The following is a 17,073-nucleotide window of genomic DNA, read 5'->3' on the forward strand; positions in this document are numbered from 1 at the left end:
CATTGTCTTCTATCCCCAGATAGAGTTCACCACCCATTGTATTGGCCATTCCTATAACAGCTTCTACCAAATCACTATCTGGTAACTTTTTTTTATCGCTCTTAAATTCAACAATTAATGTTTCCTTTTTAGGTATTTGTATCATTCAAAACACCTCCTAAATGCATTTTAACGCATAAAATGCGTTTATTCAATTATTAAACGCACAACGCGCGTTAATAACGCATATTACGCATTTTTATTGAAATTTAAACGCATGTAGCGCGTTTAAACGCATTAATTGCATTTATTTCATCTGGTGATCCTGGATAATTCTCACCCAAAATCATGTGATAAGTCCTACACAATAAAAAAGCTGTCCCGAAGACCCTTGATCAGTCTTTCAGAACAGCCCTTTTCATAGATTCATGTCCTTCTTTATCATATCCCTGTAATTGTTAAGGATGTTGTTCATCGTCCTTGTCGCATGCTTCTCCATAAGCCTTCTGGCCTCTTCAGCATTGCCTTCTTCAATGAATTTTATAAGCTCACCATGGCCGGTAAGGGATTGCTTCTTGTAGTCCAGGGTTGGAAATAGCCTGCTGATAAGCCCTTCGCTCCAGAGACCCTCAAGGTACTCCACCATTGTCTGATTTTCGGATGCATCCCAGATCATGCTATGGAACTGGCGATTGTAAATCACGTATTCCTCTTTTGTAAAGGTGTCTCCCTTTTTCAGAAAATCTTCATGAAGCTTCTTAAGCTCTGTAACATCCATACCGTTCGAAGCGGCCAGATATGCGGCAGCACCTTCTATGAATATCTGCATCTCATAATGGTTGCGTATATAGCGCTCATCAATTGAGTTTACGATTGCACCTCTATGCATCCTGAGTGTTACAAGCTTTTCAGCTTCAAGCATCTGCAGGGCCTCACGTACCGGTGTCCTGCTTACACCCATTTGTTCAGCAAGGGATGTCAGAGAAAGCTCTTCCCCTGACTTGATCTCCCCTCTCAGTATCGCCTCCCTTAATGTGGAGGCAACCTGGTGCCTAATTGAGACTATCTGTATTGATGGGATCTTCTGATTTGATTTCATTTTGTCTCCTATTTTGCATACAATATACTAAATTCATTATGGCCAACTCTATTCTATTTGTCAAAACATAATGAATGATAGAAATTTTGACAAGAAAATCAAATAAATATCTGTATCACAAAGATTTCATTGACAAAAATCGTTTTCACAAATAACATATAATTGTATACAATATACGAAATACAGAATACGCACAAAGGAGACGATGACTATTGCACGCAATTGAAAAAATACTTGCAAAGAACAGCGGGAAAGAGTCAGTATCAACGGGAGAAATTGTAGTCGCTAAGATTGATTTCGCCGAAGTGAATGACCTGTATCTCCAGACAATATATTCCTTCTGGGAAATGGGCGGTGACAGGGTATGGGATAATGAACGCCTTGCTTTTGTATTTGACCATTATGCCCCTGCACCAACTATCAAGTCAGCACAGATCCACAAGGAGATGCGCGAATTCCGTGCTGACCAGAATCTGAAATATCATTTCGATACGAACATGGGAGTATGCCATCAGGTTATGCCGGAAGCAGGAGTGATCTATCCCGGAGCGATTGTTGTTGCTACAGATTCCCATACCACCACCCATGGAGCGTTTGGTGCTATAGGAACAGGCGTAGGCGCTACAGAAATGGCAACGATCATGTTGTCAGGTGAGCTGTGGTTCCGTGTACCGGAGATTATCGAGGTCCGCCTTGACGGAAAGCCTCAGGAAGGAGTCCTGCCTAAGGATGTAATCCTGGCAGTTCTTGGAAGAATCAAAGCTGATGGCGCCGTGTACAAGGCGATTGACTTCACTGGCAGCTACGTAGACTCATTGGGAGTTGCCGGAAGAATGACCATCTGCAATATGGCTGTTGAAATGGGAGCAAAGACCGCATACATGCAGCCTAACCAGGAGGTCATAGATTATGTGACTCAGAGAGCTGTAAGGCCATTTGAAGTCCAGCATACCGATGATGGTTTCGAATACAGCGAGTCCCACTATTTTGATGTAAGTTCGCTTACACCTCAGATTGCCGTGCCAAGCAGTGTGGACAATGTCTTCCCAATAGGTGAGGTTGAGAGAGTCAGGGTAGATCAGTGCTTAGTTGGAACCTGTACAGGAGGAAGGCTTGAGGACCTTAAGACCGCTGCAGATATCGTCAGGGGGAAAAGGATCGCAGAGCATGTAAGGTTCATTGTCATTCCGGCATCGAATGAGGTCATGAAGAAAGCAATGGAATTAGGATATATCTCTGATTTCATGGATGCAGGTGCAACAATCTCCACTCCAGGCTGCGGCCCGTGTCTCGGTGCACATGAGGGAATCCTCGCAGAAGGTGAGGTATGCGTGACAGCGTCAAACAGGAACTTCCCAGGACGCATGGGTCACAGGGATGCAAAGATCTATCTGGCATCTCCGGCAGTAGTAGCGGCATCAGCCCTTGCAGGCTACCTTGAACAGCCAAAATCAGACAAGAAGGGAGCGTGGTTAGTGTGAACAACATAATAAGAGGCAAGGTTCTTCTAGTCGGGAAAAACATCGATACTGACCAGATATATCCCGGAAGGTTTCTTGATATAGTTGACCCGGCAGAGATTGGAAGCCATTGTTTTGCGGGCATAGATGAGACAATCGCCCCGAATTTCAAAAAGGGTGACATTGTCGTGGCAGAAAGCAATTTCGGCTGCGGGTCAAGCAGGGAGCACGCTCCCATCGCACTTCTAAACATGGGGGCAAGCATAGTCCTTGCAGACTCATTTGCCAGGATATTCTACCGCAATGCAATCAATCTCGGACTTCCACTTGTCATCTGCAAGGACCTTAGCAAGAAGCTTAAGGATGGCGATGAGATAGAAGTGAACGTAGCGGACTGTACAGTGCTTATAGTTTCAACAGGAGAACTGCTCCAGGGCGAAAAGATAGGCGACCATGCTTTGAACATACTCAATGCAGGCGGCATCAAGCCGATGTACCTCAAGCGCATGAAGGAACTTTCTGGCAAATAGCATATTCAGGATACACTGACACGATAAGGATCATGATTTATCCAGTTCCAAACTTTCACTACCTGATTCAGTTAACATAATGTCAAATATATTATCTGGAGGGAAAAAATGAAAGACTACAAAATCATGGGCATCAATCTACCTCTCTACTTCGCACTATTAGCTATTCTTCTAGTAGCCATCGGAATGGACGTCCTGCCTGCAGGAATGATCGGTGCGTTCGCATTCATGATGATCGTCGGAGCTCTGCTTGACGTCATCGGAAACAACACACCTATCGTAAAGACATTCTTCGGAGGCGGCCCGATCGTAATCATCTTCGGATCTGCCGCACTCGCTTACTACAACATCCTTCCTGAATCTGTCGTGAAGAACGTAAACACCTTCATGAAGGGCGGCGGATTCCTTGATTTCTACATCGCAGCACTCATAACAGGATCCATACTCGGAATGAACAAGAAGCTTCTCATAAAGGCTTCACTGAGATACTTCCCGACCATAATCGGCGGAGTAGCCGTATCACTTGCCTTCGTTGCACTCGGCGGACTTCTGTTCGGCCAGGCACCAGGCGAATCAATAGCCTATATCGGGATCCCAATAATGGGAGGCGGAATGGGAGCAGGCGCAGTACCGATATCCCAGGTATTTGCAAACGGGCTGGGAATCCCTGCTGAACAGATACTTTCAAAGCTTGTACCTGCAGTCGCACTTGGAAACGCCATGGCAATAGTTGCCGGCGGACTCCTTGACAAGCTTGGAAAGGCAAGGCCTGAGCTTACAGGAAACGGAAAGCTCATGGAAGTCGGAGATGAAGAGCTTCATGATAAGGAAGACCCGAACGAGAAGCTTGAGCTATCAGACTACGGAGTAGGAATAGCAATAGCATGCGTATTCTTCGTATTCGGAGTAATCGTGGCAAGTCTCTTCAAGAAGGCTACAGGAGTCGACATACACTCCTATGCATGGATGATAATATCAGTAGCTGTTGCAAAGGCACTTAACCTTCTTCCAAGGAAGTTCGAGAAGGCCTGCGCAGTATGGTACAACTTCGTTGCAAAGAACTGGACAGCTGCACTCCTCATGGGAATAGGCATAGCCTACACCGACCTTGGACAGGTACTTGCAGCAATGACACCTCTCTACATATTCCTCTGCTTCCTTGTAGTACTTGGAGCGGTAGTAGGAACCATGATAGTAGGAAAGCTCATGGGCTTCTACCCGATAGAAGCAGCCCTTACAGCTGGACTTTGCATGGCAAACATGGGCGGAACTGGAGACGTTGCGGTTCTTACAGCGGCACACAGGATGGAACTCATGCCATTTGCCCAGATATCCTCAAGGCTTGGCGGAGCATTCATAATACTCCTGGCAACACTTCTGGCACCGATGGTATTCTAAACCACTATATGAACAAATGGATGTCATAAAATAATTACAACAGGAAAATGGACTATAGCGAATCAAGTATGATTTGCTATAGTCCATTTTAAATTAAAAAAAGTGGATATAAGGACTCGTCCAAATTTATGATAATATTCCTCTCGAATTTCTGTGAGTCGATATATAATAGGATTACCTAATAACAGTCGCAATTAGTGAGTGTTATTAGATAATTAGCAACGCCTTATGCCACTGAAAGAACAATAATAATCATAAACCGGGAGTGTTATTTTTGATCCTAATGATAGATAACTACGATTCATTCGTCTATAACCTGGTACGGTATCTCGAAGAGCTCGATGCTTGTGTATCGGTCTTCAGGAATGACAAACTCAATATTGAGGATGTTGAAGCGATGGATCCTGAAGCGATTGTAATCTCACCAGGTCCCAAGTCGCCTGAACAGGCCGGGATATGCCTTGAGGTCATTAAGCGCTTCAGCGGAAGGATTCCGATTCTCGGGATATGCCTGGGCTATCAGTGCATAGCCCATTCATTCGGAGCAAGTATAATCCGTGGAAATGAGCCGATGCACGGTAAAATATCCAGTGTAGTCCATGACAATAAAGGCATGTTTGCTGACATCAGGAATCCTGTTGAGGTCACAAGGTACCATTCACTTATTGTCGATGAGGATTCGCTTCCAACATGCTTCGAAGTCACTGCCAGAACCACAGATGGGGTTATCATGGGAATCCGGCATAAGGAATTCCTGCTTGAAGGTGTGCAGTTTCATCCCGAAGCAGAACTCACTGAATGTGGACATGAGATGCTCAGGAATTTCATTGAAGAAGCAAAGAGCTTCAACAGGAGACGTCATAATGAGACCATTGATTGAAGAAATAGCTACAGACCTCGATGCCTTCGACATACACTCAATCTTCAGGGATGACAGGACAGTCACCCTGCTTGAGAGCAGCATGAAAGTCGACCCTGTCGGAAGATATTCTTTCATTGGAATAAACCCGTTCACTATCTTCAAGTATGAAGAAGGCAGCTGCTTCGTTGACGGCAGCAAGGTTGCCGGAGATCCGCTGGATGTGCTTAAAAAACTGCTCAGCAGCTGCAAAGTAGATAATGAGACAAGCCTTCCCTATATTGCCGGGGCCATGGGATACTTCTCCTATGACTTCGGAAGGATACTGGAGAAGATCCCTGCTACGGCAGCAGAAGAGGTAAAGACACCAGACTGCTATTTCTATTTCTATGACAACGCAATCATAACAGACAACCTGGAGAAGAAGACCTATATAACAGCCTTGGGTATGCTCTCTGAAAAGGAGGACAGCCTAGGGCGCCTGAAAGAATCAATCTCAAGTGGCGTAAGGCAGACCACTTCCGAGCCAATAGCAAAAAAAGCTGAGTTCATACCGAACCTGAGCAAGCCTGAGTATTTGGACAGGGTTGAAAAGGTCAGGGCCTATATAAGGTCAGGGGATGTCTACATAACGAATCTCACCCAGAGGTTCCGATGCGAAACAGAAAAGGAACCATATGAGGTTTACAGGTACCTCAGACGCATCAATCCGGCACCATTTTCAGCCTTCATGAATTTCGAAGGCTTCAGCATAGTTTCCTCATCACCGGAGAGGTTCCTTAAGGTTCAGGACAACATGGTTGAAACAAGGCCTATAAAAGGCACGAGACCAAGGGGAAGGAATGAGATCGAAGACTCCCTGAACAGGCAGGAGCTTATAAACAGTGAGAAGGACAAGTCAGAACTGCTCATGATAGTGGACCTTGAGAGAAATGACCTTAGCAGGGTATGCAAGCCGCATACAGTAAGAGTGACGGAGCTTTTCAAGCTTGAGGAGTACAGCACTGTATTCCATCTGGTATCCACAGTTACTGGTGAACTGAAGGAAGGGTTTTCAGCCGTAGACTGCATAAGGACTTGCTTCCCAGGCGGATCGATCACCGGTGCGCCTAAAGTCAGGTCAATGGAAGTCATCGAAGAGCTGGAGCCCACACGAAGAAACATATACACAGGCTGCCTTGGATATTTTGGCTTTGATGGCAATGCTGACTTCAATATAATAATTAGGACCATCCTTATGAAGGATGGGACAGCATACTTCGGCGTTGGCGGCGGCATAACATGGGAGTCTGAAAAGCATGCTGAGTACGATGAGACGCTGGACAAGGCCCGGGCACTGATGAGAGCGCTTCAAGGAGGAGATACGCCATGATCCTATTGAACGGTAAGTTGGAAGATTCCGAGATAATCAACCTTGACAGCGGTTTTAGCTTTGGAAGAGGTCTGTTTGAGACCATGCATGTAAAGGACCGGCCTCTTTTCCTCCAGCAGCATCTGGACAGGATAAACAAGGGTCTTAAAACTATCAGGATTGGTAAGTCAATAAGCAATGATGAGGTACTTGATGCAGTCCGAAGGCTCCAATGCACAGACAGTGTATTGAAGCTGATGGTCACCGAAAGGAACACCCTGTTCACAACAAGAAGCAGCAGATATACCGAAGATCATTATACGAGAGGCTTCAGTGCTTCAGTAAGCTCAGTCAGGAGAAATGAGACCTCACCCCTCGTTTACTTGAAATCCCTTAACTACCTGGATAATATATTGGAACATGAAAAGTCCTTAGATGAAGGATTCGATGAAGTCCTGTTCCTGAATACCCAGGGCTTCCTTGCTGAAGGCAGCTTATCGAACATTTTCTTCATAAAAGGGAACACGATCTATACGCCTTCCCTAGATTGCGGCCTGCTCGATGGAATAATAAGGAAATTTGTCATCGACAACTTCACCGTCATCGAGGGAAGGTTCACTGAAGCAGACCTCATGTCCGCAGACAGCGCCTTCCTTACAAACAGCATCATGGGTATCATGAAGCTAAGGGCACTGAATGGCAGACAATATGATGAATCCCCGATAATCAGGGAAATTCAGGAAACCTACAAAAAGGAATGCTCGTCTCAGGCTAAGTAATAGACTTCAGATACCAGGCATCATGATTGACACCAGGTATGATGTATGCAAGAATGATAATAATTTTAGAGTTGATTAGTTGCTATTGATCCTGAGGTTAAAATTAGATTCAAATTGATTCTTAAATCCTGGAGAAAAAATGCATTGAGGTGTATCATGGGTGAATTGTTGAACAGGCTGTTGATCATCCTGAACAATGGAAGCGAAAATACGACCTACCATCATATTGCAAATATAATGCTTGTCAACTTCAATTCATTAAGGAATATGACCATATCTGACATTGCGGATTTGTGCTATGTCTCGAAATCAACAATATCAAAGTTTGCCAGGCACATAGGATTTGAAGACTTCTCTGAACTGAAGCTTGCATCTTCGTATAAAAGTGACAAGCTTTCAAACAATCTGAATTTCAATGACAATATCCTGTCATTTCTTCTTGAATCCACTGAGGATGAGTATATCGACAGGATAATCGATGACCTGATGCTGATGAAGAAGAGCCTTAACTTTTCAAAGATCGACCAGCTTGTAGATTACATTGTCAAATATGACAAGGTTGCAGCATTCGGTCTTCTATTCTCAGAATCCGCAGCAATGGATTTCCAGATGAAGCTTGCGTACAATGAGAAATACATAATAACGCACATCAATGACGTTGAGCAGAACGAGTTCATAAAGAACGCAGACAAGGATACCTTTATTATCATATTCACCAATTCCGGAAACTACATAAAGAAGTATCAGCTGATAACCACAGGCAACATCGAGAAGAATGTATTCAAGAATACGAAGGCTAAGATAGTTGTGATCACTTCTAATAGTGAAATGGAGAAGCACCCTTATGTCGATTTGTGCATAACCTACAGGCATGCATCATCAATACAGACACACCCGATACTTTTTCAGCTGATAACCGACTTCATCGCATCGAGATACAGGAAGAAGAAAATTGAACAATTGAAAGTGTGATAACAGATTATTGTATCACACTTTCTTTTATTTGCAACAAAGTTTCTCAAGAGGAAAAAAGTCAATGGCAATCTCCTGTAAAATCTATAATTTCATTACGCTGATGAAAGCGATAACAAATAATTATCAGGAGGTTAATATGGCTAAGAAGAACTATGAGACCCTCGCGAATGAAATCATTACTGGAGTTGGTGGTGCTGATAATGTAGCAAGTTTGTTCCACTGTGTCACAAGGTTAAGGTTTAAGCTAAAGGATTTGACCAAAGCCAATAAGGAGTCAATCTCAAAAATCAAAGGTGTACTTACAGTTGTCGAAGGAAATGGTCAGTTTCAGGTAGTTATCGGAAATGAGGTTGCAGATGTATTCAGCACTGTAATAAAAATGTACCCGAATATCAAGAATGATTCGCAGGACAGAAGCTCAGAAGAAAAACCAACCGGCAACATATTGACCAGAGCATTTAATACCATGGCATCGATCTTCAACCCTATTATAATCGCCCTTGCCGGAGCAGGAATGATCAAAGCAATACTCGTGGTGCTTACAACCTACAGCCTTATGGACAAGACAGGTAGCTCCTACAAGATCCTGAGTGCGGCAGGCAACAGCGTATTCTACTTCCTGCCTTTGTTCCTGGCATATAGCACTGCAAAGACTTTCAAGGTTAACGAATTCATTTCACTTGCAATTATCGCAGCTCTCATGGAACCGAATTTTACAGGACTCATTAAAGCGAATGGAGATATTGTTTCATTCTTCGGAATACCGGTTGTGCTTATGGGATATGCAGGAACAGTTATCCCATCGATACTGACAATATGGGTGTACTCATATTTCGAGAAGCTACTGAAGAAGTTCATACCAAAGAGCATCGAGATATTCGCCCTGTCAATGGTAGCGCTTTTCGTCATGGTGCCGCTCGCAGTAATCGTAATAGGACCAATTGGTGTTACTCTCGGCAACGGACTTGGATTCGTCATAAACACATTGAGTGCAAAGAGCGGATTGCTTGCAGGTCTAGTTATCGGAGCTGGCTGGACATACCTGGTCATGCTCGGTATACATTGGGGCGTAGTTCCTATAATGGTCAACAACCTTACTAACCTTGGTTATGATGTCATTAGGCCAATGATCGCAGCGGCGACTTTCGCAAGTGCAGGTGTAGCACTTGGAGTATTCTTAAGATCGAGGAACAAGGATACCAAGGCACTTGCAGCATCATCGATGATCCCTGCGCTCCTTGGCGGAATAACAGAGCCCATAGTTTATGGTCTGTCCGTAAGGTTCAGGAAGCCACTCATCGCTTCTGCAATCGCAGGAGGAATAGCAGGAGCTTTCATGGGAATGTTCCAGACCAAAGCTATAGTTTACGTATTCCCTGCACTTACAACCCTTCCCGCATTTTTTGGTGAGACCTTCAAGATCTATATAATCGGAATCACCATGGCATTTGCAATCTCAGCTGCCCTAACCTACTTCATGGGTTTCACCGAGGAAGCTTCAGAAAATGCCTCTGAAAGCAATCTGGAAGTCGGAGCCTGTGTCGAAGGCGAGATGATAAATATCGAGCAAGTCAACGACCCTGTATTTTCTGGCAAGAGCATGGGTGATGGTGTGGCAATAATACCTTCAAAGGGAGTAATAACTGCTCCTGTCGAAGGAACTATCGAGGCAGCATTCCCAACAGGTCATGCGATAGGAATCAGATCATCCGGAAATGTGGAAATACTGATCCACGTGGGGATCAATACCGTTGAACTTAATGGGGAATATTTCAAGCTACTGGTCAAACAGGGCGAAAAAGTGGTCAAGGGACAGGAGCTTATCAGATTTGACCTGGAAGCTATAAAAAACAAGGGCTACGATATAACAACCATGATGGTGGTTACCAACAGCAAGGATTATGAAAATGTCTCAGTTGAGGAGTACAGATTCGTAAAGAGCTCGGAAAGGGTCATCAGGCTTAACTTGATATAGGATAGGAATTTGCATGGTGTCCGTCCATGGGCACCATGCACAAAAGCAGTTCCGAATCAGGGAAAGAGGAAATATCAGATTCAAGCTACACATCATATACAGTTGTATCAGTATACGACCATATTTCGGGAGGAAACATATGAAAAATCAAGCTAGGTTCCCAGAAGGTTTCTTTTGGGGTGGAGCTATTGCCGCAAGTCAGGCTGAAGGGGCTTGGAACATTGATGGAAAAGGAATGTCCGTTGCAGATGTAGCGATGTATAAACCTGACATAGATATAAAGGACTATGTGAAGCAATGGCATGTAGGTCCGGAGGATATCGAAAATGCCATGAATGCAGATGATGATGCAATGTTCCCAAAACGCAGGGGAATAGATTTTTACCACAAATACAAAGAAGATATCGCCCTGTTCAAGGAATTGGGCTTCAGGACGCTCCGCTTGTCCATAGCCTGGACACGCATTTTCCCCAATGGAATAGAGGAATCGCCAAATGAGAAGGGGCTCCAGTTCTACGAGGACCTTTTCACCGAACTAAGGAAGAACGACATTGAACCCCTCGTCACCCTGTCCCATTACGAGATGCCTCTGTATCTAGTAAATAATTATGATGGATGGGTATCAAGGGAAGTTGTTGATATGTTCGTGAGATACGCCAGAGTATGCTTCGAAAGATACAAGGGGCTTGTTCGTTACTGGCTGACCTTCAATGAGATTGACAGTGTCTTCAGACACCCTTTCACGACCGTTGGTGTCGTTGAAGAGAAATATTCAGATAAGAAAGAGGCAGAAACAGCTATCTACCAGGCACTGCATCATCAGTTCGTGGCAAGCGCCCTTGCTACCAGATACTGCCATCAGGTAATTCCAGGCTCGCAGATCGGATGCATGGTTACAAAGACACTTACTTATCCTGAAAGCTGCAATCCGGATGACATAATACTTGCTCAAAGGGACAACAGGAACAACAATGTCTATACGGATGTTCAGGTTCTTGGAGAATACCCAAGACATCTCCTCCAGTACTTCAGGAAGAACAAAATGGACATAAGAATGGAGGAAGGGGATGAAGCTATACTGAAGCAATATACCGTTGACTTCATATCCTTCAGCTACTACATGTCCATGGTGCAAAGCATCAATGCAGAACAAAGGGAAAAGGTGGGCGGAAACCTCATCACAGGAGTCAAGAATCCATATCTTCCAATAAGTGACTGGGGTTGGCAGGTAGATCCCAAAGGACTGCGAGTATCCCTCATCGATTTGTATGACAGGTACCGCAAACCGCTATGGATAGTTGAGAATGGCATAGGCTCGTTTGACAAGCTGGAGGAAGACGGAACGATAATCGATGATTACCGCATCGACTACTTCAGGAGTCATTTTGAAGAGATAGCAAATGCAATAGAAGAGGGAGTAGAATGCATGGGGTATACCTCATGGGCATGCATCGACATTGTCAGCGCATCAACATCACAGATGAGCAAGCGCTACGGCTTCATTTACGTGGATGCCGACGACCTCGGGAATGGAACATACAGAAGGCTCAGGAAAAAGAGCTTTGAATGGTATAAGAAGGTTATCAAAACAAATGGTAGCGACCTCGAATAGTATCAGTGACATAATCATTTTTTGTGGTTATGTCACAATTTCTAACCGAATATAACAAAGGATAGATTTATATGAATATCACTATATTTTCTTTGTGCCTGATATGGGGATTCAATTTCGTAATAATGAAATCGGCAAACGGTGTGTTCCCGCCAGTCCTGTTTGCCTCATACAGGTTCCTTGTAGGTTCAATTGCGCTTTTTACCTACTCATATTTCAAGAAAGTCCCCTTGCCTAGCAGGCAGAACCTGAGATGGTATATGCTCTGCGGACTTCTGCAAACCACTTACTTCAATGTAGCGATCCAGGTTTCATTACTCCACACAAGCGCAGGCCTTGTATCGGTACTTACCTACAGCATGCCTCTGTTTTTCTCGGTGCTGGCGCATTTCTTCATACCAGGAGAGCGTCTGTCATTAAGAAAAACGATTGGCATCTGTCTTGGTCTTGCAGGTCTGTTCCTTGCCCTGAACATAAACAGCCCTGATGCGAAGCTATGGTCGCTGATGCTTGCATTGACATCGGCAATAGCCTGGGCGCTTTCTAACCTCATAATCAAGACGAAGCTAAAGGACTGTGACAAGCTGCAGTTCACTTCATGGCAGATGATTTCAGGTACTGCTGCACTTTTTCTTTTCTCCTTCCTTTTCGAAAGCGGCAACTCCGCCTGGAATGGAATATCAGTCGTCTACATATTGTACTCAGGTGTCCTTGCATCTGCACTGGCGTTTAGCCTTTGGTCGTTAATCCTTACCAAGGTAGAAGCAAGCAAGGCGTCAATCCCCCTGCTCCTTGTTCCAATAATCGGTATAATATCAAGCTCAATATTCCTTAATGAGAAGCTTCAGGCTACGACGATTGCCGGTGTCAGCCTTGTGCTACTTGGAATATGGACCGTCAACAGAAGCTCAAGAAGAAGGGATGATACGCTAGATTCGATACGGCTGTCCGATAAATGACAGACTAATTACCGATACATAAATAATGCAGATTGAAATCCAACCGGATATCAATCTGCATCTCCTTTTTCCTATATCAGGCCAGTCTTTCCATTGACTGTAGCCTGCTCCTCATCATTGACAGGGATAACTATGCATCTCTGCCCATCAATCACCTTAGCCTTGATATATGGTACCTTATCAGGGTTAACATGAAGCACAATGTCAAACTCAGAAATAGCAGCATCCTGGACAGTCTCAGCCTGTCCGCCGTCTTCTGACTTTTCCACTTCTTCAGTCATCTGCTTCATTTCCTCAAGCTTGCCCTGAAGGGTCTCCACCTGCTTGATGAGCCTGCCCTCCTTCTTCCTCTGCTCATTTTCCTTGAGGGCTTTATTATCAATCAGGGTCTCCGCCAAAGGGAATCCATCCTCGAAATACTCAGCGAATGCCTTTTCAAGCTCTTCAGCGATTTCCTCAGATACTCCACTATCCGCCAGAAGTTCCTGGATATCCTTGGCAGTCAGGGTAATCGGATCTGCGTCAGTGTCTCCGTAGTTCGCATCGAACTCCTCAACCATGGCATTTATGTTTTCCTGAAGCTCCAGGTACACCAAAGCACCCTTTTCCTCATCATGACCGAAGGCATCAACCACCATCGCATGGAAAGAATCCTTTATAATGGCTGTAGTCTGCTTTTCAGGGCATCCAAGCACAGTCTCCATTATTTCAGGATGCGGGTCCTTGGCATTTTTCGTGTAGTAGATAACAGAGTTCACATCCGAGCTTCTGTCTATGAATGCGGGAAACAGGAAGCCATTTGTCGGTACATCCACAACCCAATCCCTGTGGCGCGCCACAATCCTGTTTTCAGCGTCAGAATAGCTGAGCCCCGGATCAGTAAGTGTGACCGGACAAATCGCACAAAGTACATATTCAAAAGTCTCCTCGGACTCATCGAGCTTGATGTTGTCCTTGGTCCTTGTCATGACATCATACCTGTCATGGTAGATTAGTATTATGAAGTTGCCTGTATACTCGTAGTTATCAATGACAAGCTGGTAGAACTCATCAAGGAGGTCATCATCCTTGAGCTGGCTGTTCTTCAGCTGCATCAGTGAAATCTGCCTCTCATTGGAGCTTCCTCCGCTGATTGGAAAATTAAGCTCAAGCAGATTGTTTCCAACAGTGCCTGAAAGCACCTTATTTGAGATATCCAGGTACTTATGGTACTCAGCCTCCTCAAGGTTCAGGAAATTCTCCCTGAATTTGAGAATGATGTTCTTCTCTCCATTGACATAGCATCCGCAAACCTTGCTGAATGTGCAGTAATCCTTCTTAAGCCTTCTTTTAAGCTCCAATATATCTTTCTTGTTCATACTTGCTCCTCAGTTTCAATTCATTCTTTTTGACCAATAAATTATACCACCATTATTCGATTTATGACCCAAAATTAATTTCCGTGAGTATTGGAACCAACTCCTGCTTTTCGACCATACCAGCACATAATTAATATCCTCCGTATATAAATCTCCTTAAAGATTCACCGCAAATCTCTTTACCGTTTTAGCACAAATCTCTTTACCGTTTTAGCACAAATCTCCTTACCATTTTAGCGCAAATCTCTTTACCGTTTTACCACAATTTCCTTTACCGAATTGCCACAAATCTCTTACTTTGTAGTTTTTATAATGGTAATATTGAATCGAGAGGTGATTTTATGAATGAATATTATCCTCGTATTCTGGATAAAATTCTTGGTGACTATCTTGAAGCTTTCGGAGCGGTTCTTATCAAAGGACCCAAATGGTGTGGCAAGACTACCACAGCAGAACAACACTCAAACAGTGTTATAAAACTGCAGGACCCTGATAACTCGGCTTCTTATCTTCAGATGGCCAATTTTATGCCATCACGTCTTCTTGAGGGCAAGACTCCCAGACTGATAGATGAGTGGCAAGTGGCACCAAACCTTTGGGATGCTGTGCGAAATGCAGTTGATTTACGTGGTAAGGAAGGTCAATTCATTTTGACAGGATCAACAATAGTCAATGACGATTCAATAATGCACTCAGGTACCGGCCGAATTGCTCAGCTGAACATGTCCACAATGTCATTGTTTGAATCCCGGGAATCAAATGGCAGTGTATCCCTTGCAGCGCTGTTTAATAAAGAAAAGCTGCATGACGGGATAAGCAGCCTAAGCGTAGAGGATTTGGCATTTGCAATTTGCCGGGGCGGATGGCCTGCAGCTATCAGTAAAAAAAGGAGTGCTGCTCTTCTCATCGCTCAATCATATGTGGATGCCATTTGCAATACAGATGCCAGCAGTGTTGATGGAAGCTCTAAGAATCCCGATCGGGTGCGATCTCTTCTTCGATCTTATTCTAGAAACATATCAACATTGGCAACCAATAGTTCAATACTTAAAGATATTAGGCAAAACGATATTGGAATCAATGAAACTACCATGTACAAATATATTTCAGCTCTGAAACAGCTCTATGTCATTCAAGAGTTACCTGCATGGAATCCTGCGATACGCTCAGCTACTGCTATGAGATCTGCAAACAAGAAGGGGTTTAGTGATCCTTCTATTGCGGCAGCTTCTCTTGGCTTGGGACCCGATCAGCTCCTTGATGATTTGGATACATTTGGCTTCTTCTTTGAGAGTCTATGCATGCGTGACCTCTCGGTATACTCATCAGCTTTAGGCGGCCGTATATCATATTATCACGACAGGTACGGGCTGGAGTGTGATATAGTACTCCATTTAAGGGATGGAAGATACGGATTGATCGAAGTTAAGTTAGGTAGCAAGGAAGTTGAAGAGGGTGTATCTCATTTATTGAAACTGAACGGACTGATTGAAGAAAATAAAATGAAGTTGCCAAGCTTCTGCATGGTACTTACTGGTGGAGAATTCGCTTACCAAAGAGATGATGGTGTATATGTAATTCCAATAGGATGCCTTAGGCCATAATACATCTTCCCGGGTAATCTGGCACCGCACAGAACATTATCGGCTTTTCAAGATCCCACTTTATCCGCCAATTAAACAAAACCCTTAGCAAGCAAATTTTGAAAGCTTGTTACGGGTTTTGTTAAAATTCCTGATATTTTCAATACTCTCTTTTCCGCTGTATCCTGTTATTCCCGTCAATTCTGACTAGGTTCTCTCTCTTCTATCTTATCCATAAGTACCCTCAGGCTTACAGGCGGACTGGTCAGAACTGGAACCTTTAGGTCAGAAAGCAATGGCATGACGCGCATATGGGACATCTGTGCCAGGATCACTGCATCACAGGTTTCAGAAAGGCTTCTTGCGCATTCAGAGACAAGCCTGTTGTGCTCGTCTTCATTTCCTCCTGCAAGTGCAGAGAATGCCCCTTCAGCTACCCTTATCTCAGCATTGAATTCCAATCCCTTATCCCTGCATTTCTCAAGTACCGCTGACACGCTCTTTACTGTAGGCTGGAAGGTGATCACTACACCTATCTTGCCATAGTCCGTAGCTGCCTTCTCAAACATCGCAACATCAGCTGCAACTATGGGAATATCAGCAAATGACCTGAGGAGATCAATGTACGGGGAAAAAATGGTGCATGAGAGGAGTATCCCATCTACCCCGAGACTTTCAGCCCTGTTTATGAGTGAAACCATCCTGGATAGGTTAGCCCCTGATATCCTGCCCTCTTCCTTTGCAAGCATGGACATGCCCTCATCCATGAGGTGTATCACTTCAAGCTCCGGGTATAGTGCCGCCACAGTATTGTCTACCGGCGCCAGCGAAACCCTGGTTGCGTCAATCACTGCGATTTTCCTTTTCATAAGATCCTCCAGCTAAGCTAATGCTAATAATGTTTTCTCTTCAGGAGCATTTTCACTATATGTTTTCAATGGCAATGGACATGCCCTGGCCTCCGCCGATACAGAGTGTGACAAGGCCTGCTTCCACATTGCGCTTCTTCATTGCATATATGAGCTTTGTGATAAGTACAGAACCCGTAGCTCCAGTAGGATGACCAAGGGCTATTCCCCCGCCATTTGCGTTCACCCTGTCAATGTCGAAGTCAAGCTCCCTGAGCACAGCAAGGCTCTGCGCTGCGAACGCCTCG

At 44.4% G+C, this 17,073-nt stretch carries 15 protein-coding genes and 1 pseudogene; 11 read left to right on the top strand and 5 right to left on the bottom strand.

All coding sequences use genetic code 11. The annotated features are described in order from the left end of the window. On the bottom strand, window positions 1-145 hold a 145-nt coding region (locus tag T472_RS19170), incomplete at its 3' end, for an ATP-binding protein (RefSeq protein WP_152975099.1). A gap of 252 nt (window positions 146-397) precedes the next feature. Further along, on the bottom strand, window positions 398-1,078 hold the full coding sequence (locus T472_RS01525; RefSeq protein WP_023385321.1) for a GntR family transcriptional regulator: 681 nt from the start codon (window positions 1,076-1,078) through the stop codon (window positions 398-400). A gap of 212 nt (window positions 1,079-1,290) precedes the next feature. Between T472_RS01525 and T472_RS01530 the strand changes: the two genes are divergently transcribed. From T472_RS01530 to T472_RS01575, 10 genes are all read left to right on the top strand, one after another. After that, complete coding sequence (locus T472_RS01530; protein ID WP_023385323.1) at window positions 1,291-2,559, top strand: 3-isopropylmalate dehydratase large subunit; 1,269 nt, start codon at window positions 1,291-1,293, stop codon at window positions 2,557-2,559. Continuing rightward, window positions 2,556-3,068: a LeuD/DmdB family oxidoreductase small subunit gene (locus tag T472_RS01535; RefSeq protein ID WP_023385326.1), complete on the top strand. Its 513-nt coding sequence runs from the start codon at window positions 2,556-2,558 to the stop codon at window positions 3,066-3,068. The genes T472_RS01530 and T472_RS01535 overlap by 4 nt, the downstream gene beginning before the upstream one ends. 108 nt (window positions 3,069-3,176) lie before the next feature. After that, window positions 3,177-4,466: a 2-hydroxycarboxylate transporter family protein gene (locus T472_RS01540; RefSeq protein WP_023863243.1), complete on the top strand. Its 1,290-nt coding sequence runs from the start codon at window positions 3,177-3,179 to the stop codon at window positions 4,464-4,466. A 274-nt stretch (window positions 4,467-4,740) separates the two neighbouring features. Next, on the top strand, window positions 4,741-5,346 hold the full coding sequence (locus T472_RS01545) for an anthranilate synthase component II (protein ID WP_040906293.1): 606 nt from the start codon (window positions 4,741-4,743) through the stop codon (window positions 5,344-5,346). Then, a complete protein-coding gene (pabB, locus tag T472_RS01550; RefSeq protein ID WP_040906294.1) occupies window positions 5,330-6,697 on the top strand; it encodes an aminodeoxychorismate synthase component I in 1,368 nt (455 codons plus the stop codon). Before T472_RS01545 ends, pabB begins: the two co-directional genes overlap by 17 nt. Next, window positions 6,694-7,455 carry an aminotransferase class IV gene (locus T472_RS01555; RefSeq protein ID WP_023385332.1) on the top strand — a complete coding sequence of 254 codons (762 nt, stop codon included), beginning with the start codon at window positions 6,694-6,696 and terminating at the stop codon, window positions 7,453-7,455. The genes pabB and T472_RS01555 overlap by 4 nt, the downstream gene beginning before the upstream one ends. Window positions 7,456-7,611: 156 nt before the next feature. Further along, entirely contained in the window at window positions 7,612-8,427 is an 816-nt protein-coding gene (locus tag T472_RS01560; RefSeq protein WP_023385334.1) for a MurR/RpiR family transcriptional regulator, read from the top strand. 139 nt (window positions 8,428-8,566) lie between these two features. Next, window positions 8,567-10,405: a beta-glucoside-specific PTS transporter subunit IIABC gene (locus T472_RS01565; RefSeq protein ID WP_023385336.1), complete on the top strand. Its 1,839-nt coding sequence runs from the start codon at window positions 8,567-8,569 to the stop codon at window positions 10,403-10,405. A gap of 139 nt (window positions 10,406-10,544) precedes the next feature. Continuing rightward, window positions 10,545-12,017: a glycoside hydrolase family 1 protein gene (locus tag T472_RS01570; protein ID WP_023863244.1), complete on the top strand. Its 1,473-nt coding sequence runs from the start codon at window positions 10,545-10,547 to the stop codon at window positions 12,015-12,017. A gap of 71 nt (window positions 12,018-12,088) precedes the next feature. Continuing rightward, a complete protein-coding gene (locus T472_RS01575) occupies window positions 12,089-12,976 on the top strand; it encodes a DMT family transporter (protein WP_023387511.1) in 888 nt (295 codons plus the stop codon). A 71-nt stretch (window positions 12,977-13,047) separates the two neighbouring features. Here the strand turns inward: T472_RS01575 and T472_RS01580 are convergent, their stop codons facing one another. After that, on the bottom strand, window positions 13,048-14,334 hold the full coding sequence (locus T472_RS01580) for a DUF4317 domain-containing protein (protein WP_023387510.1): 1,287 nt from the start codon (window positions 14,332-14,334) through the stop codon (window positions 13,048-13,050). 341 nt (window positions 14,335-14,675) lie between these two features. On the opposite strand from T472_RS01580, the gene T472_RS01585 reads away from it, so the two are divergent. Continuing rightward, the gene (locus tag T472_RS01585; protein ID WP_023387769.1) at window positions 14,676-15,938 is read left to right on the top strand and encodes an ATP-binding protein; all 1,263 of its coding nucleotides are present in this window, start codon (window positions 14,676-14,678) and stop codon (window positions 15,936-15,938) included. A 176-nt stretch (window positions 15,939-16,114) separates the two neighbouring features. On the opposite strand, the gene T472_RS01590 is transcribed toward T472_RS01585, so the two are convergent. Both T472_RS01590 and T472_RS01595 read right to left on the bottom strand, forming a co-directional pair. Continuing rightward, window positions 16,115-16,786, bottom strand: a complete 672-nt coding sequence (locus tag T472_RS01590) for an aspartate/glutamate racemase family protein (RefSeq protein ID WP_023387770.1) — start codon at window positions 16,784-16,786, stop codon at window positions 16,115-16,117. 55 nt (window positions 16,787-16,841) lie between these two features. Continuing rightward, a pseudogene (locus tag T472_RS01595) lies at window positions 16,842-17,073 on the bottom strand (acetyl-CoA C-acyltransferase); the annotation flags it as partial.

This window comes from Youngiibacter fragilis 232.1 (assembly GCF_000495435.3).
GTDB classification, from domain to species: domain Bacteria; phylum Bacillota; class Clostridia; order Clostridiales; family Clostridiaceae; genus Youngiibacter; species Youngiibacter fragilis.

Coding starts and splice junctions, on each gene's coding strand:
- T472_RS01525 (WP_023385321.1), bottom strand. CDS start 1,078: ATGAAATCAAATCAGAAGATCCCATCAATACAGATAGTCTCAATTAGG.
- T472_RS01540 (WP_023863243.1), top strand. CDS start 3,177: ATGAAAGACTACAAAATCATGGGCATCAATCTACCTCTCTACTTCGCA.
- pabB (WP_040906294.1), top strand. CDS start 5,330: ATGAGACCATTGATTGAAGAAATAGCTACAGACCTCGATGCCTTCGAC.
- T472_RS01555 (WP_023385332.1), top strand. CDS start 6,694: ATGATCCTATTGAACGGTAAGTTGGAAGATTCCGAGATAATCAACCTT.
- T472_RS01560 (WP_023385334.1), top strand. CDS start 7,612: ATGGGTGAATTGTTGAACAGGCTGTTGATCATCCTGAACAATGGAAGC.
- T472_RS01565 (WP_023385336.1), top strand. CDS start 8,567: ATGGCTAAGAAGAACTATGAGACCCTCGCGAATGAAATCATTACTGGA.
- T472_RS01570 (WP_023863244.1), top strand. CDS start 10,545: ATGAAAAATCAAGCTAGGTTCCCAGAAGGTTTCTTTTGGGGTGGAGCT.
- T472_RS01575 (WP_023387511.1), top strand. CDS start 12,089: ATGAATATCACTATATTTTCTTTGTGCCTGATATGGGGATTCAATTTC.
- T472_RS01580 (WP_023387510.1), bottom strand. CDS start 14,334: ATGAACAAGAAAGATATATTGGAGCTTAAAAGAAGGCTTAAGAAGGAT.
- T472_RS01585 (WP_023387769.1), top strand. CDS start 14,676: ATGAATGAATATTATCCTCGTATTCTGGATAAAATTCTTGGTGACTAT.
- T472_RS01590 (WP_023387770.1), bottom strand. CDS start 16,786: ATGAAAAGGAAAATCGCAGTGATTGACGCAACCAGGGTTTCGCTGGCG.